This is a genomic window from Pseudomonas hefeiensis, from assembly GCF_030687835.1.
GTDB classification, from domain to species: domain Bacteria; phylum Pseudomonadota; class Gammaproteobacteria; order Pseudomonadales; family Pseudomonadaceae; genus Aquipseudomonas; species Aquipseudomonas hefeiensis.
In genome coordinates, this window is record NZ_CP117449.1 from 5935051 (window position 1) to 5959498 (window position 24448).

Genomic DNA, 24448 nt, shown 5'->3' on the forward strand with positions numbered 1-24448 from the left:
TGACGTAGCAAGGCGGACAAATACTGTGACCTCACTCTAGACCGTGATTCTGAAAAGCAGTAGGTGTCATCGCGCCATCATCCAGACAAAGCCCAAAATAGCCGACTAACGGTCACCCACCTCGGGCACAAAACCTGCAATGACACCCTCGACGGACAATTGACGTCAATCATCCGCCGGACGGTCACTCATAAAGATCCATCCTGCGTGAAAAAACCGCCCAGAACGCGCGGAGCAGAGCCTCGCGCTGTGGCGTTCAGCATTTTTACTTTCGTTACGCAGGATCCGACCATGATCGATCTCACCACCTGGAATCTGAGCATTCCCGAAGGCAGCCCTCCGGCGACCATCGAGACGCCCAGACTGGCGCAAGGGTTCAAAGACCAGTATTTCAATGCCGAAACCGGCACCCTGTTTTTTTGGGCTCCCGTGACCGGCGCCAAGACCGCCAACGCCATTTACCCGCGCAGCGAACTGCGGGAAACCTACAGCGACGGCACCCTTCGCAACTGGCTCTACTCAGCGGCAGACAACAAGCTGCGCGCCACCCTCTCCGTCAGCCAGGTGCCGAGCACCGGCAAGATCGTGATCGGCCAGATCCACGCCAAAGACAGCACCAGACCCATGGTGAAACTGGAATACCAGTACAAGGCCTATAGCTCCACCGGCAACATCGTCGCTAAAGTCCGGCTGCGCCCCGACGACGAATCGGGCCAGGTCATCACCATCGCCACGGGCGTGCAACTTGATCGCAGGTTTACCTACCAGATTCACCTCAGCCCGAAGGGTGCGCTGGGCATCAGCGCGGCAGGTTACAACTGGAGAACCACGGTAAGCCCGGACTGGAAGGACAAGCCGCTGTATTTCAAAGCCGGCGTCTACGTGCAGGACAACACCGGCTACACCACTGAAGGTGGAAAAGTGACGTTCAGCATGCTGGAAATTCATCACACCGTTCGATAAGCGTATTTCTCCTGGCATACCGCAGCATGGACGCTGCTCCCTTCGAACCTGACGCGCATCGTTGCCGATGCCATAGCGCCATCGTTCAAAAAAAATTCGAATTGCCCGACTAACGGTCGTCGTCCTCGGGCACCAATGCGGCAAACACCACTCTGACGGACAGTTGACGCCAACCCCCCGCCGAACAGACATGAAAAGTTCGATCCCCGGGTTTCTGAGGGCGCGTCATAAAGCGCTGGCTAGAGCCTCCGGCTGGATCTTGCAACACATTCATTCCGTAGAAAGGATCCGCACATGGTCGATCTTGCAACCTGGAATCTGAGCATCCCCGAGGGGAGCCCACCCAAAACCATCGAAACCCCTCGACTGGTGGACGGTTTCAAGAACAAATATTTCAACTCTGAAGGCCAGGCCGTGTATTTCTGGGCACCGGTCACCGGCGCCAAGACGGAAAACGCCATATACCCGCGCAGCGAGCTGCGGGAAACCTATAAAGACGGCACCCTGCGCAACTGGCTGTACCCCGACGCCGACAACTTTCTGCAGGCGACCCTGGCAGTCAACCAGGTGCCCAGTAGCGGCAAGATCGTGATCGGTCAGATCCACGCCAAGGACAGCAACAAACCCATGGTGAAACTGGAATACCAATACAAGGACGCCAGCGGCACCGGCAACATCGTCGCTAAAGTGCGTATGCGCCCCGATGACGACGAAGGCCGGGTCATCACCGTCGCCACGGGGGTGAAGCTTGATCGGTCCTTTTCTTACCGGATCCATCTTGACCGTACCGGCGACCTGGGCATCACCGCGGCGGGTCGTAGCTGGTACACCACCATGAGCACCAAATGGAAGGTCAAGCCGCTGTACTTCAAGGCTGGCGTGTATGTGCAGGACAATACGGGCTACACCAGCGAAGGAGGGAAAGTGACGTTCAGCAAGCTGGATATCGATCACAACACCTGAGATTTTCAGCTCCGAAAATCTCGTAGGAATTTACCTTTGTGGCGAGGGGATTTATCCCCGCTGGGCTGCGCAGCAGCCCCCCTCTTTCGTCAGACCAACCGCATGCGCCGGTTTTGCGGCGGCTGCGCCCCCGAGCGGGAGCAAGCTCCCTCGCCACCGGGGGCCGGTGCGTCCTACAGGTCGATTTTGGCCTCGAAAATCTCCTCTATAGTTCGGGTTCGTCTGCTGGCTTTGGTCAGCGGGCACGGGTTTCGCAGCCCACTGACAGAACAGAGACTTTGCACCGTCAAATGAAAATTCAGGCAAACTCGCCTGCGTTCATTTTATGGCGGTTGCGCGCGGGAGACCTTCGGGTCTGCCGGGTTTGGTCTCTGTCTCGGTCTGCGAACCCGCGCGCAACTGCCACCCATTTGTTTCGCAGCAAGAAGGTGGCAATTAATTTCTATTAATAGAGCCCAAACCTTATGACGACGACTCAATCACTCAGCCGCTTCACCCCGCTCACTCCAATCGCCACCACCCAACCGGTCCTGTTCATCGACAAAACCGCCCCGCTAACAGAGCTTCACGCCTGCGCCAGCGAACGCCTGCACGCCACCCTCGATTATCTGACGCTCATGGCCTGCGCCACTTTGCGTGACTCAGCCGCCAGCGACTTCAACACCCTCACCAATGTTGCCCGGATCCTGGTTCAGGATGTCACCGATGTGTTCGGCGTCATTGAACAACGCGGCCTCGAAGTGGAATAAAATGCTGCGGGCATATCCATTCCTGCGGTAACGGCCGCTTATGGTTCCGCCCTTACGGCGGGTCACTTTTGGAAGAGCCGGGAGCCGGACCTGCCAAAAGTAACCAAAAACGCTTTGCCCCACCACTCGGCACCTCGCCTAGGCTCGGTGTTCCCGAACGCAGGCATTGCTCCGTGGGCCCGCCGCGAAGGGCCATCCATGGCCCAGCGCGGCTACCTCGGCATCCATGCCGAGGTGCCCACTACGCAACACCTGCGTTCGGCCAGCGTGGTTAACGGGGCTCCAGATCAACGTCCTCCGCGAGGCGGCCTTATAGCCGACCTGTTTTTTGATTGATCGCGTTTCTCCTGTGGGAGCGGGCTTGCTCGCGAAGGCGGTATAACAGCCTATGAGGATGTGTTGCATGCACTGGCCTCTTCGCGAGCAAGCCCGCTCCCACAATGGACGTGTGGCATATATAAACTTGTGCCTGTTAAATATCGAAATGTGGGAGCGAGCCTGCTCGCGATGACGGCAGTAAATCCAACTTCTGTGCAACTGAATTACCGCTATCGCGAGCAGGCTCGCTCCCACAATTGGGGCGGAGGACAGCCGTGACAAATAGGCCGGCTATCAGGCCCGTTTGCCAAAAGTAACCCGCCGTAAGGGCGGAACCATAAGCAGCCGTTACCCAAAAACGGATACACACACAAATCCCACACATAAAAAAACCCGCATCACTGCGGGCTTTCTCACAACCACAACGCTGAAGCCTCAGTTAACCTTAGCGTTCAACTCACCCTTCAAATACCGCTGGTACATCGCTTCCAGAGAGATCGGCTTGATCTTCGAAGCATTACCCGCAGTACCGAAAGCTTCGTAACGAGCAATACACACATCACGCATGGCAGTCACGGTCGCACCGAAGAACTTACGCGGGTCAAACTCACTCGGGTTGGTCGCCATCAGACGACGCATGGCACCCGTGGAGGCCAGGCGCAGGTCGGTGTCGATGTTGACCTTGCGCACGCCGTACTTGATGCCTTCAACGATTTCTTCAACCGGCACACCATAGGTTTCTTTGATGTCACCGCCGTACTGGTTGATGATCGCCAGCCATTCTTGCGGGACCGAGGACGAACCGTGCATCACCAGGTGGGTGTTGGGGATGCGTTTGTGGATTTCCTTGATGCGGTCAATGGCCAGCACGTCGCCGGTAGGCGGCTTGGTGAACTTGTAGGCGCCGTGGCTGGTGCCGATGGCGATGGCCAGGGCGTCAACCTGAGTCTTCTTGACGAAGTCCGCGGCTTCTTCAGGGTCGGTCAGCATCTGGCTGTGATCCAGCACGCCCTCGGCGCCGATGCCGTCTTCTTCACCGGCCATGCCGGTTTCCAGCGAGCCCAGGCAACCCAGTTCGCCTTCAACCGAGACGCCGCAGGCATGGGCCATGGCGACGGTTTGCTGGGTGACGCGCACGTTGTACTCGTAGTCGGTCGGGGTCTTGCCGTCTTCGCCCAGGGAGCCGTCCATCATGACCGAGCTGAAGCCCAGCTGGATGGAGCGCTGGCAGACATCAGGGCTGGTGCCGTGGTCCTGGTGCATGCACACCGGGATGTGCGGAAATTCTTCGATGGCGGCCAGGATCAGGTGACGCAGGAACGGTGCGCCGGCGTATTTGCGGGCGCCGGCCGAAGCCTGGACGATCACCGGGGAGTCAGTCTTGTCAGCGGCTTCCATGATGGCGCGCATCTGCTCAAGGTTGTTGACGTTAAAGGCTGGGACGCCGTAGCCGAACTCGGCTGCGTGGTCCAGCATCTGACGCATGCTGATAAGTGCCATTAGTGTGTCTCTCCCGGTCGAGGGTCGTTAATCGTGCCAGCCTGCCGGAGCGGCGGCGGCTATTCAAGTCATTGCGGGTCGGGGGTGGGTCCGGCCTGCGTGTTCGGTGAAACAAAATCTCGAAACTGTAAAGGCCCCTGTGGGAGCGAGCCTGCTCGCGATGAGGGCCTGACAGTCAACATCACTGGTGCCTGATCCATCGCTATCGCGAGCAGGCTCGCTCCCACATTGGATCTCTATTGAATCAGTCAGCCTTACAACCCCGGCCAATCAAGTCATTGGTGGCGACCCAGTACACCAGGCCTTCCTCACCTTTGACGTGAAACGCCAGCATGTCGTCGCTGTACAGCGTACCCGATGCGCCCGGCTCTTCCCTCAGGTGATAGACCTGCTCGGCACCGCCGAGGCGAACGTCGACTTCCTTGCGGGTGTCATCGGTATAACGCCAGAGTACTTTGGCCTGGCTGTCGCAGGTCCAGGTTGTCCAGCCCTCTACGACAGGCTCGGACGAACGAAACCGATCCAGCTGCGCACAACCGGCCAGCATTGCCAGCGCCACAACGGCGATAAAGCCTTTCATCCGTGTTCCTCGACTGACAGCGCAAGCCGCCAGCCATGAGTTAATGAGTCAGACCCGTCAAGGGCAACCATGTTCCTTGGCCGGGGCCTGCGTCTCGTATTTGTCCAGCCCCTCCGGCCCGGAACGCTTATTGAGCACCGGGTTGGTTTCGGCCTGCCACTCGGCCTGGTAGCAACCTGTTTTCGGCTCGCTGGGAGTGACTGCTTCCGGTGCGGCTTGCGGGTGGCTCCCGCAAGCCGCCAGGGATGCGGCCAGCAACAAAAGCGCCAACGTCTTGACCATCACAACACTCCTTTGCCTGGTCAACGCAATTTCAGGCCTTGGCCCGGCTTTCCAGGACTTCCACGGCTGGCAATACTTTGCCTTCGACGAATTCGAGGAATGCACCGCCGCCGGTAGAAATGTAGGAGATCTGCTCGGCCACGCCATATTTGTCGATGGCCGCCAGAGTGTCGCCGCCGCCCGCGATGGAGAATGCGTCACTCTCGGCGATCGCCTGGGCCAGCACTTTGGTGCCATTGCCAAATTGGTCGAACTCGAACACACCGACCGGACCGTTCCACAGGATAGTCTTGGAAGACTTCAGCAGTTCGGCGAAGTTGGCTGCAGTTTGTGGACCGATGTCGAGGATCATGTCGTCCTCGGCCACGTCAGCGATCAGCTTGACGGTAGCGGTAGCGCTTTCGGCGAACTCCTTGGCAACCACCACGTCCACCGGCAACGGCACACTGACTTTGGCGGCGATTTCCCGGGCGGTGTCCAGCAGGTCCGGCTCGTACAGGGATTTACCGACCGGGTGACCGGCGGCGGCAAGGAAAGTGTTGGCAATGCCGCCGCCGACGATCAACTGGTTGCACACCTGACTCAGGCTGTTGAGCACGTCGAGCTTGGTGGAGACCTTGGAGCCGGCAACGATGGCGGCCATCGGCTGGGCCGGAGAGCCCAGAGCCTTGCCCAGTGCGTCCAGTTCGGCGGCCAGCAGCGGGCCAGCGGCGGCAACTTTGGCGAACTTCGCCACGCCGTGGGTCGAACCTTCGGCGCGGTGGGCGGTGCCGAACGCGTCCATCACGAACACGTCGCACAGGGCCGCATACTGCTTGGCCAGTTCGTCAGCGTTCTTTTTCTCGCCTTTATTGAAGCGCACGTTCTCGAACAGCACGACATCGCCGGCCTTCACGTTCACGCCATCCAGGTAGTCAGCCACCAGCGGTACGTCACGGCCCAAGGCTTTGCTCAGGTAAGCGGCGACCGGCTTGAGGCTGTTTTCGGCCGAGAATTCGCCTTCGGTCGGACGACCCAAGTGCGAGCAGACCATCACGGCCGCGCCTTTTTCCAGGGCCAGCTTGATGGTCGGCAGCGAAGCCAGGATGCGCGCGTCGCTGGTGACAACACCGTCCTTGACGGGGACGTTGAGGTCTTCGCGGATCAGTACGCGCTTACCTTGCAGATCGAGGTCGGACATCTTCAACACGGTCATGGGTCGCAATTCCTGGGTAACTGTTTAGTGAGCAGGTGTTTTTGAAACAGAGAGCTGAGAAACAGAAAGCGAAGTCGCTGCTTGCAGATAATGTTCAGCGACATCCAGCATTCGGTTGGCAAACCCCCATTCGTTGTCGAACCAGGCCAGGATGTTCACAAGCCGCGGCCCGGAAACCCGGGTCTGGCTGGCATCGACAATGGCCGAATGAGGGTCATGATTAAAATCACAACTGGCATGGGGCAACTCGGTGTAGGCCAGCAGGCCTTTGAGCGGACCGCTGGTAGCGGCTTCGCGCAGGATCCGGTTGACCTCGGTGGCGTCGGTATCGCTCACGGTCTGCATCGTAATGTCGAGGCAAGACACGTTGACCGTCGGCACCCGCACGGCTTTGGCCTGAATTCGCCCCGCAAGTTCCGGCAGCAACCGTTCAATACCACGCGCCAGACCAGTGGACACCGGAATCACCGACTGGAACGCCGAACGGGTCCGACGCAGGTCTTCATGGTGATAGGCATCGATCACTGGCTGGTCGTTCATCGCCGAGTGAATGGTGGTGATCGACACGTATTCCAGGCCAATGGCCTGGTCCAGCAGGCGCAACAGCGGCACGCCGCAGTTGGTGGTGCAGGACGCGTTGGAGACCAACAGCTCATCGCCGGCCAGGCAGTCCTGGTTTACGCCGTAGACGATGGTGGCGTCCACATCCGCTTCGCTGGCCATCGGCTGGGAGAACAACACTCGCGGCGCGCCAGCGGCAATGAAACGCTGGCCATCTTCACGGGTGTTGTAGGCACCGGAGCACTCAAGCACCAGGTCGACACCCAAGGCCGCCCAATCGATGCCTTCGGGGGTGGCACTGCGCAGGACTTTCACGCAATCGCCATTAATGTGCAGACAATCGCCCTCGACCCGCACTTCGCCAGGGAACCGGCCGTGGGTGGAGTCAAAGCGTGTCAGGTATTCGATGCTGGCCATGTCGGCCAGATCGTTGATGGCCACAATCTCGAACCCGGCCTTCGCTCCTCGCTCGAACAACGCACGCAAGACGCAACGACCTATCCGGCCGTAGCCGTTGAGTGCAACTTTGTAGGGACGCGGTTGAGGCATGGGGTTCTCTGACCTGGGTGAATCCATGAATAAGGCGCTGAACATTCCATTGTCATCGCGGGCAAGCCTTGCTCCCACAGGATGGCATTTCCCCGTGGGAGTGCACATCCTGTGGGAGCAAGGCTTGCCCGCGATAGTGTCAGAACAGGCGATACATTCCTGGACTTAGTCTTCCAACAGCTCTTCAGCCTGACCCAGGATGTTCTCCAGGGTAAAGCCGAACTCCTCGAACAACGCCGGCGCAGGTGCCGATTCGCCGTAGGTGGTCATGCCGATCACGCGACCTTCCAGGCCCACGTACTTGTACCAGTAATCGGCGTGCGCGGCTTCGATGGCAATCCGGGCGCTGACTTGCAACGGCAATACCGCTTGTTTATAGCCGGCGTCCTGGGCATCGAACACGCTGGTGCACGGCATGGATACCACACGTACGTTGCGGCCCTGCGCGGTCAGTTTGTCGTAGGCCTGAACGGCCAGGCCGACTTCGGAGCCGGTGGCGATCAGGATCAGCTCTGGCTCGCCAATGCAGTCCTTGAGCACATAGCCGCCGCGGGTGATGTCGCCGATCTGGTCGGCATCGCGGTTCTGGTGCTGCAGGTTCTGGCGGGAGAAGATCAGCGCCGATGGACCGTCGTTACGCTCGATGGCGTATTTCCAGGCCACTGCCGATTCCACGGCGTCACATGGGCGCCAGGTGTCCAGGTTCGGCGTGCAGCGCAGACTCGCCAGTTGCTCGATCGGCTGGTGAGTCGGGCCGTCTTCGCCCAGGCCGATGGAGTCGTGGGTGAACACAAAAAGCACGCGCTTCTTCATCAGGGCCGACATGCGCACTGCGTTGCGGGCGTATTCCATGAACATCAGGAAGGTCGCGCCGTAAGGCACCAGGCCGCCGTGCAGGGCCACGCCGTTCATGATCGCGCTCATGCCGAACTCGCGAACGCCGTAATACATGTAGTTGCCGCTGGCATCTTCGGCGCTGACGCCTTTGCAGCCCTTCCACAAGGTCAGGTTGGAACCGGCCAGGTCGGCCGAACCACCCAGCAGCTCCGGCAGCAGCGGGCCAAAAGCGTTGAGGGTGTTCTGGCTGGCCTTGCGGCTGGCAATGGTTTCGCCTTTGGCGGCGACTTCAGCAATATAAGCCGAGGCTTTCTCAGCGAAATCGGCAGGCAGCTCGCCGCTGAGGCGACGGACCAGCTCATTGGCCAGCTCAGGGAATTGCGCGGAGTAGGCGGCAAAGCGCTGGTCCCACTCGGCTTCGGCGGCACGGCCTTTTTCCTTGGCGTCCCACTCGGCATAGATGTCGGCCGGGATTTCGAACGGACCGTGCTCCCACTTCAACGCAGCGCGGGTCAGGGCGATTTCTTCGGCGCCCAGTGGCGCGCCGTGGCAGTCTTCCTTGCCTTGCTTGTTGGGCGAGCCGAAACCGATGGTGGTCTTGCAGCAGATCAGGGTCGGCTGGGCGCTCTTGCGCGCCGTCTCGATGGCGGTCTTGATCTCTTCCGGGTCGTGGCCGTCGACATTGCGAATGACCAGCCAGTTGTAGGCTTCGAAACGCTTGGGAGTGTCGTCGGTGAACCAGCCTTCGACTTCGCCGTCGATGGAAATGCCGTTGTCATCGTAGAAGGCGATCAGCTTGTTCAGGCCCAAGGTGCCGGCCAGGGAGGCGACTTCGTGGGAAATGCCTTCCATCATGCAGCCATCACCCAGGAACACGTAAGTGTGGTGATCGACAACGTTGTGGTCTGGACGGTTGAACTGCGCCGCCAGGACTTTTTCCGCCAGGGCAAAGCCCACGGCGTTGGCCAGACCCTGGCCCAGTGGACCGGTGGTGGTTTCCACGCCTGGGGTGTAGCCATATTCCGGGTGGCCCGGAGTGCGGCTGTGCAACTGACGGAAATTCTTCAGGTCATCGATCGACAGGTCATAACCGGTCAGGTGCAGCAACGAATAGATCAACATCGAGCCGTGGCCGTTGGACAGCACGAAGCGGTCACGGTCGGCAAACGATGGGTTGCTCGGGCTGTGCTTGAGGTAGTCGCGCCAAAGCACCTCGGCGATATCCGCCATACCCATAGGGGCACCGGGATGGCCGCTGTTGGCTTTTTGCACGGCATCCATGCTGAGTGCACGGATGGCATTGGCACGCTCACGACGGCTGGGCATCGCTGATCTCCTGGATTTTGAATGGTGAAACTGAAAAAGGCGAGCATTTTCCCTCACCCACCCGCCCCGGGGCAATGACAGATAGTCATCCAGAGGCTTTTTTCCGGTGGATAAAGTCGCATTCGCCAGGTGAAACCTTTCCGCTGATGGGTTGTAGAGTCAAGCACACCTGTGGAAGTGCCATTTATCGAGCAATATCAAAACTTTTTGATATTGCTCTTGCGGTGATCCATACCCCTCACTAGACTGCCGCCCTATGAATTTACGCGTGCCTTCCATTCGCCATGACGATTGCGATGAGCTGGCGGCCCTTTGCAAGGCCGGCGGCGATCCGTTGCGGCTCAATGTATTGCGCGCCTTGGCTAACGATTCGTTCGGCGTGCTGGAATTGGCGCAGATCTTCGGCATCGGTCAATCCGGCATGAGCCACCACCTCAAGGTCCTGGCCCAGGCCGACCTGGTGGCAACCCGTCGTGAAGGCAATGCGATTTTTTACCGCCGCGCCCTGCCCCATACCGATCTGCTGGGCGGCAAGCTGCATGCCGCGTTGCTCGAAGAGGTGGACGAGCTGGACCTGCCGGCAGACGTGCAGGCCCGCATCGCCCAGGTACACGGGCAGCGAGCCGCCGCCAGCCAGGACTTTTTCGCCCGGGTGGCCGAGAAGTTTCGCGCCCAGCAGGACCTGATTGCCGGGCTGCCGCAGTACCGCGAAAGCGTAGTGGCGCTGCTCGACACACTGGGCTTCGAGCCCACCGCCACAGCTATTGAGGTCGGCCCTGGCGACGGCGCGTTTCTGCCGGAGCTGGCGCGGCGTTTCAGCCAGGTGACGGCGCTGGACAACAGCCCGGCCATGCTCGAGCTGGCACGCCAGGTGTGCGAACGTGAAACACTGGCTAATGTCAGCCTGCAACTGGCCGATGCCTTGGATGGTGTGAGCCTGCAGGCCGATTGCGTTGTATTGAACATGGTGCTTCACCATTTCGCCGCGCCGGCCGATGCGCTCAAGCACATGGCCGGCCTGCTGCAACCGGGCGGTAGCCTTTTAGTGACAGAGTTATGCAGCCACAACCAGAGTTGGGCCAAGGAGGCCTGCGGTGATCTCTGGCTGGGGTTTGAACAGGACGATCTGGCCCGTTGGGCCACCGCTGCGGGCCTCGTGCCCGGGGAAAGCCTCTATGTGGGCTTACGTAATGGTTTCCAGATTCAGGTCCGCCATTTTCAGCGACCGACTGGCGACACTCACCATCGGTAACTTGTAGGAAAACATCGAGATGAGCGAATACTCCCTTTTCACCTCCGAGTCCGTGTCTGAAGGGCATCCGGACAAAATCGCCGACCAGATTTCTGATGCGGTGCTGGACGCCATCATTGCTGAAGACAAGTTCGCCCGCGTGGCGTGCGAAACTCTGGTGAAAACGGGCGTGGCGATCATCGCCGGCGAAGTCACCACCTCGGCCTGGGTCGACCTGGAACAGATCGTCCGTGACGTCATCCTGGGCATTGGCTACAACAGCTCCGACGTCGGCTTCGATGGCGCGACCTGCGGCGTGATGAACATCATCGGCAAGCAGTCGCCCGACATCAACCAGGGTGTTGACCGTGCCAAGCCTGAAGACCAGGGTGCCGGTGACCAGGGCCTGATGTTCGGCTACGCCAGCAACGAGACCGACGTGCTGATGCCAGCCCCGATCACCTTCTCGCACCAATTGGTGCAACGCCAGGCTGAAGCCCGTAAATCCGGCCTGCTGCCTTGGTTGCGCCCGGATGCCAAGTCACAGGTGACTTGCCGTTACGAAGGCGGCAAGGTTGTCGGTATCGATGCCGTCGTACTGTCGACCCAGCACAACCCTGAAGTGTCCTACAAAGACCTGCGCGAAGGCGTGATGGAGCTGATCGTCAAGCACGTACTGCCTGCCGAGTTGCTGTCCAAGGACACCCAGTTCCACATCAACCCAACCGGCCAGTTTATCATCGGTGGCCCAGTCGGCGACTGCGGCCTGACCGGCCGCAAGATCATCGTCGACAGCTACGGCGGCATGGCCCGTCACGGCGGTGGTGCGTTCTCCGGCAAGGATCCATCGAAGGTTGACCGCTCGGCGGCCTATGCCGGTCGTTATGTGGCCAAGAACATCGTCGCCGCCGGCCTGGCCGAGCGCTGCGAGATCCAGGTTTCCTACGCCATCGGCGTCGCCCAGCCTACGTCGATCTCGCTGAACACGTTCGGCACCGGCAAGATCGGCGATGACAAGATCATCAAGCTGGTTCGTGAAGTGTTCGACCTGCGTCCGTACGCCATCACCACCATGCTTGACCTGCTGCACCCGATGTACCAGGACACTGCTGCCTACGGCCACTTCGGTCGCACGCCGCAAACCAAGACGGTCGGTAACGATACCTTTACCACTTTCACCTGGGAAAAAACCGACCGCGCCGACGCCCTGCGCGCCGCTGCCGGCCTGTAAAACCCGCTGGTACGAAAAAGCCCCTGGCGACTGAGTCGTCAGGGGCTTTTTCATGTCCGGCTCATACCCATTGAGGGGGTTGAAGCCATGCAAGGTTTTTTCGCTTGGGCACTTATCTGTGAGAGCAAGGCTTGCCCGCGATGAGGGCAACGCGGTCACCCGGAGGAACGAGGCGCCTGTATCGCGGGCAAGCCTTGCTCCCCCCCTCGCCACAAGGGGCCATCGACTTCAAGACCGGCGCGCCACCAGCAAAAACGAAGCCGCACTGGCCAGCAACCCCGCACACATGCGATTGAACAGACGCTTGCCGCTCGGCCGGGCAAACAACCGCCGCGCATAAATCCCCATGTAGCAATACAACCCGATGGCAATGCACTCCAGCGCCAGGAACAGGCCGCCCAGCATGGCGAACTGCTGGGTGACGGTGCCGACGCGGTCGACGAACTGCGGCAGGAAGGCGGTGAACAACAGGATCGCCTTCGGGTTGCCGATCGCCACCAGAAACTCCTGGCGGGCCAGGCGGGTCACGCTCATCGAAGTGACCGAGGCTTCAGCTCCGGCTTCTGGCTGTGCTCGCCACAATTGCACGGCAAGGTAGAACAAATAAGCGGCACCCACGAACTTGATCCCCAGGAACAACAGTTCCGAGGTATGCAGCACAGCGGTCAACCCCAACGCTGCCAGGGCAATCATGAGTGCAAACGCCAGCAGCCGACCAATGCCACCGCTGCACGCCCGGACGAAGCCATAACGCGAGGCGTTGCTGATGGACAGCAGGTTGTTCGGCCCCGGCGCCATGTTCAGCGCGAAGCAGGCCGGGATGAAAACAGCGAGGGTCGGCAGGTCCATTCGGGCGCTCCAGGCAGAGGTGGATCGAGGACCCATTCTGCACCGGTCATTGATCGGTTCAAGGGACAGTTGCGCGGCTAAATCGCGCAGGACTGTACCGCCGCGACGTTGCCACCAGGCTGCGCAAAATCCGGTAACGCTCCAGGCCTCGCAACTTCCGGGACGGTGGCTAGCCTTCAGGTACTCAACCAAGCAAGGATGCTTCGATGCCACCGTTTTTGTATGCACTCGCCTGTCTTGTATTCATTGCCATTCCAGCGGTCGCCGCGCCCTGTCCCGACTGGCCCACTGAACGCGCCCGGGCCGAGATCGCCGCGCTGCAACAGCAAATCGACACCTGGGACGACAGCTATCACCGCCGCGGCCAGTCGTTGGTGGCCGACGAACTGTATGATCAATCCCACACACAGTTGGGCCAATGGCGCCACTGCTTCAACCTTGCAGCCCCCGATGATCCCCTGCGCTCAGCGGGCGGAAAGGTGCTGCACCCCGTTATCCATACCGGCCTGAAAAAACTGAAGGATGCCGACGCCGTGGGGGCCTGGCTGCACGGTCGAGAGGACGTCTGGGCACAGCCGAAAGTCGACGGTGTGGCGGTAACCCTGGTCTATCGCAAGGGTCGCCTGCATCAGGCAATCAGCCGGGGTGATGGCGTCCACGGACATGACTGGACCACCAATGCGCGCAAGATCGGCGCCATCCCGCAGCGACTGCGCCAGCCTGTGGACCTGGTCGTCCAGGGCGAGTTGTACTGGCGCCTGGAGGCCCATGTCCAAGCCAGCAGCGGCAGCGTGAACGCCCGCGGAACCATGGCGGGCTTGATCGCACGGAGCAATTTGACGGTGCACGATGGGGTGTATATCGGCCTGTTTGCCTGGGAGTGGCCTGAGGGCCCGGACACCCTGCCCGAGCGGGAGGCGGCCTTGAAGGCGCTTGGCTTTGCCGACACGACCGGCTACAGCCAGCCCGTCCAGGCATTGACCGACGTCGAGCATTGGCGCGACCACTGGTATCGCACACCGCTGCCGTTTGCCAGCGACGGAATCGTCCTGCGCCAGAGTCGCCGCCCACCCGCCGACCGCTGGCAGGCCCGGGCACCGTTCTGGAGCGTGGCCTGGAAGTACCCGTATGCCCAGGCCTTGGCCGAAGTGCGCAAGGTCCGCTTCAAGGTCGGTCGTACCGGGCGCATCACCCCCGTATTGGAGCTTGAACCTACCCTGCTCGACGACCGACGGATTCGCCGGGTGAGCGTCAGCTCCCTCAAGCGTTGGGAAGAGATGGACATCCGCCCCGGCGATCGGGTCGCCATCAGCCTGGCCGGGCTGACCATCCCGCGACTCGACGAGGTTGTGCTACGCAGCCTCGAGCGCCAGGACGTCAATGCCCCTGCGGCGACCGACCATCACTTCTTGAGTTGCTGGCAAGCGACGCCAGGCTGCGAAGGCCAGTTCCTCGCACGCCTGAACTGGCTCAGCGGCAAGCACGGGCTCGCCCTACCCCATGTCGGCCCCGGCACCTGGGAAAAACTCCTGGCAGCAGGTCGACTCCACGGATTGCTGGATTGGTTGACCCTTGATGCCGCCGAGCTTGCTAACATTGCCGGCTTGGGCGAACGCAGTAGCACCCGCCTGCTCGCCAGCCTGGACAGCGCCCGGCAACGCCCTTTCGGGCAATGGCTCAAGGCTCTGGGCTTGCCACCCGTCGGTGAAGCCCGACTGGATGGGCCGTGGCAGGCGCTGGCCGAGCGCAATACCGAACAATGGCAAGCCGAAGCCGGTATCGGCCCGGAACGCGCCGCGCAGCTGAGGGCATTTTTTCGCGACCCACAGGTGTTGGCGCTGAGTGAAGTATTACGCACTGCCGGGATCGACGGCTTTTAATCCGCCCCCACAGTTGAACCCAAGAGGTAAAGGTACGCTCCAACTGCGCATCTATACCGACCGCTCGCGAGTTTTCACGGAGTAGCTATGAATTTTATGTCCTCGATCGCGCTGCTGACTCTATGCAGCGCCATGGCCGCCCCCCTGATGGCAGCCGAGCAAACACCGGAGCTCACCGGCTGCGCGGCCAAGCGTCAGGGCATCATCAATCAAATCGAGCTGGCCAAGTCCCGTGGCAACAAAGATCAGCAAGCCGGCCTGGAAACGGCGTTGAGCCAGGTCACCACCCATTGCACAGACGCCTCCCTGCGTAAGGAACGTGAAAACAAGGTCCTTGAAGCCAAGCACGAGGTCAGCCAGCGTCAGGCCGACCTGGACAAGGCCATGAAAAAGGGCGATGCGCAGCGGATCAACAAACGCAAGGACAAGCTGGCCGCTTCTCGCAAAGAGTTGCAGGAAGCGGTGGATGAGCTGGATAAATAAGCGACAAGTTTCAAGCGGCAGGCCCAAAGCCCGACACTTGCAGCTAAAAACTTGTAGCTGCTCCTACTCAATAGTCCCGAAACTGTTTATGGCAGGCGCTGCACGCATCTTCCACCTTCTGCACCGCAGGCCCCAGGTTGCTGGCCCTGTACGGTTGGACTTTGCTGACGGCCACCAACTCACCAGTGGCCGCTTCAAGGTTGCGGGCCAGTTCCTGGAAATGCGCCTGTTTTTGCCAGACCTCATCGCGGGCACTGGTGTGGTCTTCTTCACGCACTTGCGGAAAATGTTTCCACGGCTCGCGGGACAGTTGATCAAGTTTCACCGCCCCCTCGGCAAAGCGCGGGCCGTCGAACGGGATGCGACCGCGCAACATGCCACCCAGCTCTTCGTTGGTCTTGAGCATCTGCTTGAAGATCGCTTTGCGTTGGCCCAGCGGGGAATTGGGATCGACACCGCCACAGGCGGACAACATCAGGCAGGCCAGCACGGCCATGGAAAATCGTTTTACAAACATCTTGGCCTCGGAGCAGGAAACGGCGGTTAGTATCCTCGGGTCATCGGCAAAGACCAATAGCCCTATTATCAACACGGGTTGTCCGGACGCCTGGAGCGTTCGCACGACCGGCAAGGAAATCTCATGCACAGTTTCAAGACCTGGCACAAAGGCCTGGCGCTGACCCTACCGCTTATCGCGCTGCTGGCCGGTTGCAACCGCGGCGACAAGGTCGAAGAGCCCAAGACCCACGCCGTCGCCACTTATGTCAGCGCACCGTGGGAAGCCTTGCCATCGGTCTCCGACGAAGACCTGCTGGCGGGCTTCGGCTCCTGGCGCAGCGCCTGCACCCGGCTCAAGGCCGATACGGTGTGGGGCGCCACGTGCGCGGCGGCGGTCAGTGTGCCGCTGACCGCCGTGGATGTGCGCAACTTTCTGAAGCAGAACCTGGATGTCTACGGCCTGCGTTCGGGTGACAACAGCCCCAACGGTCTGATTACCGGTTACTACGAGCCGGTCTACCCCGGCAGCCTCACCCAGACTGCCAGCGCCAACATCCCGGTGTACGGGGTGCCGGAAGACATGATCATCGTGTCACTGGACAGTATTTATCCCGAGCTCAAGGGCAAGCGCCTGCGCGGTCGCCTCGAAGGCCGGGTGCTCAAGCCCTACGACGACGCGGCCACCATCGAAACCAACGGGGTGAAGGCGCCTGTGATCGCCTGGCTGACAGACCCGATGAACCTGCAATTCCTGCAGATCCAGGGCTCGGGCCGCATTCGACTCGATGACGGCCGCCAGTTGCGCATCGGCTATGCCGACCAGAACGGCCACCCCTACCGGCCCATCGGGCGCTGGCTGGTCGAACAGGGCGAGCTGAAGAAAGAAGACGTGACCATGGGCACCATCAGTGCCTGGGCAAAAGCCAACCCGAACCGGATTCCCGAATTGCTCGGCAGCAACCCCAGCTACGTGTTTTTCAACCGCAACCCCGACAGCAACGAAGGGCCACGGGGCTCACTGAATGTGCCGCTGACCGCCGGCTACAGCGTGGCGGTGGATCGCAAGGTGATCCCCCTGGGAAGCCTGTTGTGGTTATCCACTACCCGCCCTGACGGCAGTGCATTGAACCGGCCGGTCGCGGCCCAGGACACCGGCGGCGCAATTGCCGGCGAAGTACGGGCAGACCTGTTCTGGGGCACCGGTGAAGCAGCGGGGAACCTGGCCGGGGATATGAAACAACAGGGGCAGATCTGGATGCTGTGGCCCAAGGGCATGGCATTGCCGCAGGTGCCGCAGGTTGCCAATACTGTCACCGCCAATCCCTAGGAGATGCGGTGACTGCCCGGCCCTATCGCGAGCAGGCTCGCTCCCACAGTTGATCTCCAGTGGACACATGTTTTGTGAACAACTAGATCCAATGTGGGAGCGAGCCTGCTCGCGATGGCGCCAGCACAGACAACGGGATTCGACCGCCAGACTCAGACCGAAACGAAGAAGAAACTCAACACCAACCCTGCCCCCACGAACCACACCAGCGAACGCAAGATCGCCCAGTCCGCCAGATAGCAGATGATGTACAGCAGGCGACTGGTGATAAACAGCACCGCCAGCACATTGATGGTCACAAGCTCGGCATTGCCGGCCAGGTGCGCGACGATCACGGCAGCGGCGAAAAACGGGGTGATTTCAAAGCTGTTCAGTTGCGCGGCGTATGCACGCCGGGGAGCTCCTTCGAGCGAGTCCAGAAAATCCCGAGGGTCGTGGTTGTCCCGCAACCGGTACTTTCCACCGACCTTGGCGATCGCAACGCATACGTAAGGCAGGAGAAAAGCAATCAAAATGCACCACAGGGCAACCGTCATGAAGCAGTTCCTTCTTTGAATGTTATAGAAATCGAGAATCAGGGCACTGGTCAGAATTTCATCACCAGCATGCCAATCAGCACCAGCCCGCAGGCTAAGAGCCGCGGCCGGCCAAAAGGTTCTTTCAGGTAGCGCATGCCAAACAGCACCACCAGGATCACGCTGATCTCCCGCAGCGCCGCCGCTTCGGCGATCGAGCCCAGTTGCATGGCCCATAGCACCAGAGCGTAGCTCAACAATACGCAAAATCCGACCGCCAGCCCCAACTGCCACTGTTCACGCCAGAACAGCATGAACGCAGGTCGTTTGCGTACCAGCGCCAGCAACGGAAATGGCCAGGCACTGAGCAGCGTGACCCAGACCAGGTAATCCAGTGGCCGGGGCCAGCGCCGCAGGGCATGGCCGTCGATAAAGGTGTAGCAGCCGATGCACAGGCCTATCAGCGCCACCACTGGCAGCATCGACCAGGGCAACCGTTCGCCACCGCCGCCCTGCCACAACAGGCAAAGCATGCCGAACGGGATCAGCAAGATGCCGATGATCTGATGGGTCGTCAGCACTTCTCCGGCGAAGATCAACGTCAAAGCCAGCACCACCAACGGCGACAGACCACGCATCAGCGGATAGACCAGCCCCAGGTCACCCACCCGATACGCCTGGATCAACAGATAGCGGTACAACAACTCGAATGCCGCCGACGCCAGGATCCACGGCCAGATTTCCAGCGGTGGTAACGCCACGAAGCCCAGTGCCAGGATCACGAACAGCAACGCGACGCTGTCCATGCACGCCACCACCAGCAAACGCTCGCCACTGAACTTGATCAGCGTATTCCATGCCGCATGCAACAGCGCAGCGACCAATACCAAAGCGGTTGCCAGCACAGCACGCTCCTTACTTGCGTCCAGAGAATTGATTCGCCATCCATCAGCGGCCGTTTATACTGCAAGCGACCACGCCGCACTCAGTTGCGCATAAATCAATTCCAATAATTTTTGCTGCTGCCCCGTTTCATCCGAACCGGCGCATCGGCATGCGTATGCCTGATCAGAGCGTCAAGACTACAGACAGAGACCCTGCGCATGCCACTCGCCTTGCTTGCTTTGGCCGTCGCCGCTTTTGGCATCGGCACCACCGAATTCGTCATCATGGGGCTGCTACCCGATGTCGCCCGTGACCTGGCCGTGAGCATTCCCCAGGCCGGGTTGTTGATTACCGGGTACGCCCTGGGTGTGGTGTTTGGCGCGCCGATCCTGGCCATCGGCACCGCCAACATGCCGCGCAAGGCAACGCTGCTGGGCATGACGCTGATGTTCATTGTCGGCAACGTGCTCTGCGCCCTGGCACCGAACTACGCCACGCTGATGGCCGCCCGAGTCATCACCGCGCTGTGCCACGGGGCATTTTTTGGTATCGGTTCGGTGGTCGCGGCCGGCCTGGTGGCACCGAACAAACGGGCCCAGGCCATTGCGATGATGTTCACAGGGCTGACCCTGGCCAATGTGCTGGGCGTGCCGCTGGGCACCGCGCTGGGCCAATATGCCGGCTGGCGCTCGACCTTCTGGGCGGTATCGGTCATCGGGATTATTGCCGCCATTGCCCAATGGGTCTGGCTGCCCCGGGAAATCCCGATGGAAAAAGCCAACTTGGCCAGCGAGTTCAAAGTGCTGGGCAAGGCCAACGTGCTGCTGGCCCTGGGCATGAGCGTGCTGGCCTCTACCAGCCTGTTCAGCGTGTTCACCTACATCGCGCCGATCCTGCAAGACATCACGGGGGTCAGCCCCCACGGCATCACCCTCATGCTCTGCTGCTGTTCGGTGTCGGCCTGACAGCGGGCAGTTTCCTCGGTGGCCGCCTGGCGGACCGGCGCCTGCTGCCTTCGCTGGTAGCCATGGCCCTGGCGGTGGTGCTGGTGCTGGCCGCGTTCAGCCAGACCAGCCGGTCAGTGGTTCCGGCGGCTATTACCCTGGTCCTATGGGGTGTGTTTGCCTTTGCACTGTGTCCGATCCTGCAATTGCTGATCATCGACCAGGCCCAAGAAGCGCCGAACCTGGGCTCGACCCTGAACCAGAGCGCGTTCAACCTTGGCAACGCGGCGGGTGCCTGGATTGGCGGCCTGGTGGTGGCCAGCGGCGCCGATCTGGCCGACCTGCCATGGACCGGCGCTCTGGTAGGCGGGCTGACCGTGTTGACGGCACTGTATATTTTATTTATCGTCAGCGTCGTCAGGACGCCCTGGAGGGTGTGGCCGACTAGGCTGGCCGGTCTCGCTACGAACCTGGGCATGACTCAGCAGCGCAAAGATGAAGCTGCCACCAATGATGTTCCCCGCCAGGGTCGGCGCGGCGAACACCATCCAGAAGTCCTCCCACGACAGCTGGCCGGCGAACACCAGATAGGACACTTCGGCCGAGCCGACGACAATGTGGGTGAAATCCCCAAGCGCCATCAGGTAGGTGATGAGGATGATGATCCACATCTTGGCGCTCTCCATGGAAGGGATCATCCAGACCATGGTGGCGATCATCCAGCCTGAAATGATGCCCTTGGCGAACATCTGGCCGGTGTCGTTTTCCATGACCTTACGACCGATCTCCAGAAACGCCATATCGGTGCGACGGTCGAAAATCGGCAGATGCAGCATCACATAAGCCACCAGCAAGGTTCCGCACAGGTTGCCCACCAGCACCACACCCCAGAGCCGGAACAGACGGCCGAAGTTGCCCAAGGTGGGTTTGCTCATGATGGGCAGCACGGCGGTCAAGGTGTTTTCGGTGAACAGTTGCTGGCGAGCAAGAATCACCGCGAGAAAACCGGCGCAGTAGCCGAAGCTGGCGATCACCTTGAAAGCTTCGCCCTCGGGCAAGCGGGAATTGAGCAACCCCATCGCCATCAGTGACAGGCCCATGGTCAACCCGGCGGCCAGGGCCGACCACCAAAGCGCGGCGACACTGCGCTCCAGTTCCTGGTTGCCCTGGGTACGGATAATTTCATGCAGTACCGCGGCCCGCGGTGGCTGATTGCGGTCGACTTCGTGCTTTTCCTGCGCCGAAAGATCAGGGGTCTTGCCGTCTTTTCGAGTGTCCATGGAGCTCCTGAACCGGTGGCGTGATGTACCTACGACATGCGGCGTTCGGAGCTGTTCAGTGGCGGGCCACAATGTTCATCGGTGCCTTGAAACCGCTATCGCGAGCAGGCTCGCTCCCACAAGGGATTGGTGGTGGACAACAATGCTGCGACCGGCCGCAAGTTCATGTGGGAGCGAGCCTGCTCGCGATGGGCGCACCGCCAATCTCACGCGCTGGCAATATCGTCCTGGAACTGATCCTTGACGTACCTGATCTCGGTCCGGCCATGCGGCGCTGGCAGACCATCTTCTCCAAGATTGACGAAGACCATCTTCTCCACGGTCAGGATGCTTTTACGGGTGATCTTGTTGCGCACTTCGCAGGTCAGGGTGATGGAGGTGCGGCCGAATTCGGTGGCGGTGATGCCCAGTTCGATGATGTCGCCCTGGCGCGAAGCGCTGACGAAGTTGATTTCGGAGATGTATTTGGTAACCACGCGCTGGTTACCCAGCTGGACAATCGCGTAGATCGCCGCTTCTTCGTCGATCCAGCGCAACAGACTGCCGCCAAACAGCGTGCCGTTGGGGTTGAGGTCTTCGGGCTTGACCCATTTGCGGGTGTGGAAATTCATGTTCACTCCTGAGCGTCTGGCCGATGGATGCCTGCATCATGGCAGACCAGGCTGCGCGGCTCTATGTCGTGGCCCCTATAACGATCATCGGCAATTTTGATTTGCCGACAGAAACCCTTTGGAAGATCCAATTAGCCCGTTATAATCGCCACCGCTTTACCTCGGTCCACGCTTTGGACCGTTCCCGCCACCTGTCCGAGGGGCGCTGCAGCAGGTTCGACCTGTCAGGCTCGGATGGGGCGTTGTTTGTACGGGGCTCCCCGCACGGACACTAAACGCACAACGGCGCCCATTCGCATACATTACGAATGGAGGCTCTTCATGAGCGCTGTTATCACGCCTGCAGATTTTACCGATTACAAAGTCGCCGACATGTCCCTGGCTGCCTGGGGCCGTCGCGAAACCATCATCGCCGAATCCGAAATGCCAGCCCTGATGGGTCTGCGCCGCAAGTACTCTGGCGAACAGCCATTGAAAGGCGCAAAAATCCTCGGCTGCATCCACATGACCATTCAGACCGCCGTGCTGATCGAAACCCTGGTTGCCCTGGGTGCCGAAGTGCGCTGGTCGTCCTGCAACATTTTCTCGACCCAGGACCAGGCCGCCGCCGCTATCGCCGCTGCCGGGATCCCGGTTTTCGCCTGGAAAGGCGAGACCGAGCAAGAATACGAGTGGTGCCTGGAGCAGACCATCCTCAAGGATGGCCAGCCATGGGACGCCAACATGATCCTCGATGACGGCGGTGACCTGACCGAACTGCTGCACAAGAAATACCCGGCCGTTCTGGAGCGCGTCCACGGCGTGACCGAAGAAACCACCACCGGCGTACACCGCCTGCTGGACATGCTGGCCAAGGGCGAGCTGAAGATCCCGGCCATCAACGTCAACGACTCGGTGACCAAGAGCAAGAACGACAACAAGTACGGCTGCCGTCACAGCCTCAACGACGCTATCAAGCGCGGTACCGACCACCTGTTGTCGGGCAAGCAGGCACTGGTCATCGGCTACGGTGACGTGGGCAAGGGTTCGGCTCAATCCCTGCGCCAGGAAGGCATGATCGTCAAGGTGTCCGAAGTTGACCCGATCTGCGCCATGCAGGCCTGCATGGACGGCTTCGAGCTGGTTTCGCCATTCATCGACGGTAACAACGATGGCACCGAAGCAAGCATCGACAAAGCGCTGCTGGGCAAGATCGACTTGATCGTGACCACCACCGGTAACGTCAATGTCTGCGACGCGAACATGCTCAAGGCCCTGAAAAAGCGCGCCGTGGTCTGCAACATCGGCCACTTCGACAATGAAATCGACACCGCTTTCATGCGCAAGAACTGGGCGTGGGAAGAAGTGAAGCCACAGGTCCACAAGATTCATCGCACCGGCGCCGGTAGCTTCGATCCACAGAACGATGACTACCTGATCCTGCTGGCCGAAGGCCGCCTGGTGAACCTGGGCAACGCCACTGGCCATCCAAGCCGCATCATGGACGGCTCGTTTGCCAACCAGGTCCTGGCGCAGATTTTCCTGTTCGGCCAGAAATACGCCGACCTGTCGCCGGCCCAGAAAGCCGAGCGCCTGACCGTGGAAGTGCTGCCCAAGAAACTCGACGAAGAAGTGGCCCTGGAAATGGTCCGCGGTTTCGGCGGCGTGGTCACCAAACTGACCAAGCAACAGGCTGACTACATCGGCGTGACCGTCGAAGGCCCGTTCAAGCCGCACGCTTACCGCTACTGATCGGCGCTGTCTCCTTGGTGGAGCGGACCTGTGGGAGCGAGCCTGCTCGCGATGCAGACACCTTGATCTGACTGTCAGACCGAGGTGATGCCAATCGCGAGCAGGCTCGCTCCCACATGAGTCCGCTCCCACAAGAGATATGCAAGCCTCACCGGCCTACGAGTTTCCAAGGATATGACCATGTCCCAAGACCGTCGCTACAGCTTCGAGTTCTTCCCGACGAAGACCGATGCTGGGCATGAAAAACTGATCGCCACTGCCCGTCAGTTGGCGAGCTACAACCCCGATTTCTTCTCCTGCACCTATGGTGCTGGCGGCTCGACCCGTGACCGCACGATCAACACGGTGTTGCAGCTCGAAAGCGAAGTCAAAATCCCGGCTGCCCCGCACCTGTCCTGCGTGGGTGACAGCAAAGCCGATCTGCGCAGCCTGTTGAGCCAGTACAAGGCTGCCGGCATCACACGTATCGTAGCCCTGCGCGGTGACCTGCCCTCGGGCATGGGCATGGCGAGCGGCGAACTGCGCCACGCCAACGACCTGGTTGAATTCATTCGTGATGAAACCGGTGAGCACTTCCACATCGAAGTGGCTGCCTACCCAGAGATGCACCCCCAGGCACGCAACTTCGAAGACGACCTGCTCAACTTCGTACGCAAGGCCAACGCCGGCGCCAACAGCGCGATCACCCAGTACTTCTTCAACGCCGACAGCTATTTCTACTTTGTCGACCGCGTACGCAAGATGGGTGTCGACATTCCTGTCGTGCCGGGGATCATGCCGATCACCAACTACAGCAAACTCGCGCGCTTTTCCGACGCCTGCGGCGCAGAAATCCCACGCTGGATCCGCAAGCAACTGGAAGCCTACGGCGACGATACATCCAGCATCCAAAGCTTCGGAGAGCAAGTCATCACACAAATGTGTGAACGCTTGTTACAGGGCGGGGCGCCAGGGCTGCATTTCTATACCCTGAACCAGGCCGAACCCAGCCTCGCCGTATGGAATAACCTCAAACTGCCGCGTTAATGACTTGGTTCGGCGGTGTATAAAAAGGCCTTGGCGAAAACCAAGGCTTTTTCGTTCGTCCGATCTCAAAAGACAACCAGGCCGCAAGCCAGAGGGCTCTAGCTATTTGCTGAGCTCTCGTCGTAACCTCAGGC

At 60.4% G+C, this 24448-nt stretch carries 22 protein-coding genes, 1 pseudogene and 1 riboswitch; of the genes and pseudogenes, 11 read left to right on the forward strand and 12 right to left on the reverse strand.

The annotated features are described in order from the left end of the window. The first annotated feature begins 291 nt into the window (after positions 1 to 291). From PSH57_RS26800 to PSH57_RS26810, 3 genes are all read left to right on the forward strand, one after another. Complete coding sequence (locus PSH57_RS26800; protein ID WP_305386470.1) at positions 292 to 963, forward strand: polysaccharide lyase family 7 protein; 672 nt, start codon at positions 292 to 294, stop codon at positions 961 to 963. 294 nt (positions 964 to 1257) lie between these two features. Next, positions 1258 to 1926, forward strand: coding sequence for a polysaccharide lyase family 7 protein (locus tag PSH57_RS26805; RefSeq protein WP_305386473.1), 669 nt, complete (start codon positions 1258 to 1260; stop codon positions 1924 to 1926). A gap of 464 nt (positions 1927 to 2390) precedes the next feature. Further along, on the forward strand, positions 2391 to 2675 hold the full coding sequence (locus tag PSH57_RS26810) for a fructose-bisphosphate aldolase (protein WP_305386475.1): 285 nt from the start codon (positions 2391 to 2393) through the stop codon (positions 2673 to 2675). A gap of 753 nt (positions 2676 to 3428) precedes the next feature. Here PSH57_RS26810 and fba read toward each other — a convergent pair. From fba to tkt, 6 genes are all read right to left on the reverse strand, one after another. Further along, entirely contained in the window at positions 3429 to 4493 is a 1065-nt protein-coding gene (fba, locus tag PSH57_RS26815; protein ID WP_003177554.1) for a class II fructose-bisphosphate aldolase, read from the reverse strand. A 244-nt stretch (positions 4494 to 4737) separates the two neighbouring features. Beyond that, positions 4738 to 5073 carry an MliC family protein gene (locus PSH57_RS26820; RefSeq protein WP_305386479.1) on the reverse strand — a complete coding sequence of 112 codons (336 nt, stop codon included), beginning with the start codon at positions 5071 to 5073 and terminating at the stop codon, positions 4738 to 4740. A 57-nt stretch (positions 5074 to 5130) separates the two neighbouring features. After that, complete coding sequence (locus PSH57_RS26825; protein ID WP_305386481.1) at positions 5131 to 5355, reverse strand: hypothetical protein; 225 nt, start codon at positions 5353 to 5355, stop codon at positions 5131 to 5133. Between the two features lie 31 nt (positions 5356 to 5386). After that, entirely contained in the window at positions 5387 to 6550 is a 1164-nt protein-coding gene (locus PSH57_RS26830; RefSeq protein WP_305386483.1) for a phosphoglycerate kinase, read from the reverse strand. A 24-nt stretch (positions 6551 to 6574) separates the two neighbouring features. Beyond that, positions 6575 to 7660 carry an erythrose-4-phosphate dehydrogenase gene (epd, locus tag PSH57_RS26835; RefSeq protein ID WP_256233287.1) on the reverse strand — a complete coding sequence of 362 codons (1086 nt, stop codon included), beginning with the start codon at positions 7658 to 7660 and terminating at the stop codon, positions 6575 to 6577. Between the two features lie 165 nt (positions 7661 to 7825). Then, positions 7826 to 9823 (reverse strand): transketolase, encoded by a 1998-nt coding sequence (tkt, locus tag PSH57_RS26840; protein ID WP_305386485.1) that lies wholly within the window; start codon positions 9821 to 9823, stop codon positions 7826 to 7828. Between the two features lie 256 nt (positions 9824 to 10079). Here tkt and PSH57_RS26845 point away from each other — a divergent pair, with 256 nt between their 5' ends. Further along, the gene (locus PSH57_RS26845) at positions 10080 to 11075 is read left to right on the forward strand and encodes an ArsR/SmtB family transcription factor (protein WP_305386487.1); all 996 of its coding nucleotides are present in this window, start codon (positions 10080 to 10082) and stop codon (positions 11073 to 11075) included. Positions 11076 to 11094: 19 nt separating this feature from the next. Beyond that, positions 11095 to 12285, forward strand: a complete 1191-nt coding sequence (gene metK, locus PSH57_RS26850) for a methionine adenosyltransferase (protein ID WP_305386490.1) — start codon at positions 11095 to 11097, stop codon at positions 12283 to 12285. A gap of 228 nt (positions 12286 to 12513) precedes the next feature. Here metK and PSH57_RS26855 read toward each other — a convergent pair whose 3' ends face one another. Next, on the reverse strand, positions 12514 to 13134 hold the full coding sequence (locus tag PSH57_RS26855) for a LysE family translocator (protein WP_305386492.1): 621 nt from the start codon (positions 13132 to 13134) through the stop codon (positions 12514 to 12516). A gap of 206 nt (positions 13135 to 13340) precedes the next feature. On the opposite strand from PSH57_RS26855, the gene ligB reads away from it, so the two are divergent. After that, positions 13341 to 15014 (forward strand): NAD-dependent DNA ligase LigB, encoded by a 1674-nt coding sequence (gene ligB, locus PSH57_RS26860; protein ID WP_305386494.1) that lies wholly within the window; start codon positions 13341 to 13343, stop codon positions 15012 to 15014. Between the two features lie 87 nt (positions 15015 to 15101). After that, on the forward strand, positions 15102 to 15497 hold the full coding sequence (locus tag PSH57_RS26865; protein ID WP_305386496.1) for a DUF1090 domain-containing protein: 396 nt from the start codon (positions 15102 to 15104) through the stop codon (positions 15495 to 15497). Positions 15498 to 15564: 67 nt separating this feature from the next. On the opposite strand, the gene PSH57_RS26870 is transcribed toward PSH57_RS26865, so the two are convergent. Continuing rightward, on the reverse strand, positions 15565 to 16014 hold the full coding sequence (locus tag PSH57_RS26870; protein ID WP_305386498.1) for a c-type cytochrome: 450 nt from the start codon (positions 16012 to 16014) through the stop codon (positions 15565 to 15567). 123 nt (positions 16015 to 16137) lie between these two features. Between PSH57_RS26870 and mltA the strand changes: the two genes are divergently transcribed. Next, a complete protein-coding gene (mltA, locus tag PSH57_RS26875) occupies positions 16138 to 17322 on the forward strand; it encodes a murein transglycosylase A (RefSeq protein WP_305386501.1) in 1185 nt (394 codons plus the stop codon). 152 nt (positions 17323 to 17474) lie between these two features. On the opposite strand, the gene PSH57_RS26880 is transcribed toward mltA, so the two are convergent. Continuing rightward, a complete protein-coding gene (locus PSH57_RS26880) occupies positions 17475 to 17858 on the reverse strand; it encodes an MAPEG family protein (RefSeq protein ID WP_305386503.1) in 384 nt (127 codons plus the stop codon). Between the two features lie 50 nt (positions 17859 to 17908). Next, positions 17909 to 18742, reverse strand: coding sequence for an EamA family transporter (locus tag PSH57_RS26885; RefSeq protein ID WP_305386505.1), 834 nt, complete (start codon positions 18740 to 18742; stop codon positions 17909 to 17911). Between the two features lie 198 nt (positions 18743 to 18940). Here PSH57_RS26885 and PSH57_RS26890 point away from each other — a divergent pair. After that, a pseudogene (locus PSH57_RS26890) lies at positions 18941 to 20114 on the forward strand (MFS transporter). On the opposite strand, the gene PSH57_RS26895 reads toward PSH57_RS26890, so the two are convergent. Next, positions 20065 to 20946, reverse strand: a complete 882-nt coding sequence (locus PSH57_RS26895) for a formate/nitrite transporter family protein (RefSeq protein ID WP_092401564.1) — start codon at positions 20944 to 20946, stop codon at positions 20065 to 20067. The pseudogene PSH57_RS26890 and the gene PSH57_RS26895 sit on opposite strands and share 50 nt — an antisense overlap. Before the next feature lie 206 nt (positions 20947 to 21152). Then, positions 21153 to 21557, reverse strand: coding sequence for an acyl-CoA thioesterase (locus tag PSH57_RS26900; protein ID WP_188251837.1), 405 nt, complete (start codon positions 21555 to 21557; stop codon positions 21153 to 21155). 191 nt (positions 21558 to 21748) lie between these two features. Beyond that, positions 21749 to 21855, forward strand: a riboswitch (S-adenosyl-L-homocysteine riboswitch). 23 nt (positions 21856 to 21878) lie between these two features. Between PSH57_RS26900 and ahcY the strand changes: the two genes are divergently transcribed. Then, positions 21879 to 23288: an adenosylhomocysteinase gene (gene ahcY / locus PSH57_RS26905; RefSeq protein WP_305386514.1), complete on the forward strand. Its 1410-nt coding sequence runs from the start codon at positions 21879 to 21881 to the stop codon at positions 23286 to 23288. Between the two features lie 180 nt (positions 23289 to 23468). Then, on the forward strand, positions 23469 to 24314 hold the full coding sequence (gene metF, locus PSH57_RS26910) for a methylenetetrahydrofolate reductase [NAD(P)H] (RefSeq protein ID WP_305386517.1): 846 nt from the start codon (positions 23469 to 23471) through the stop codon (positions 24312 to 24314). Positions 24315 to 24448: the final 134 nt, after the last annotated feature.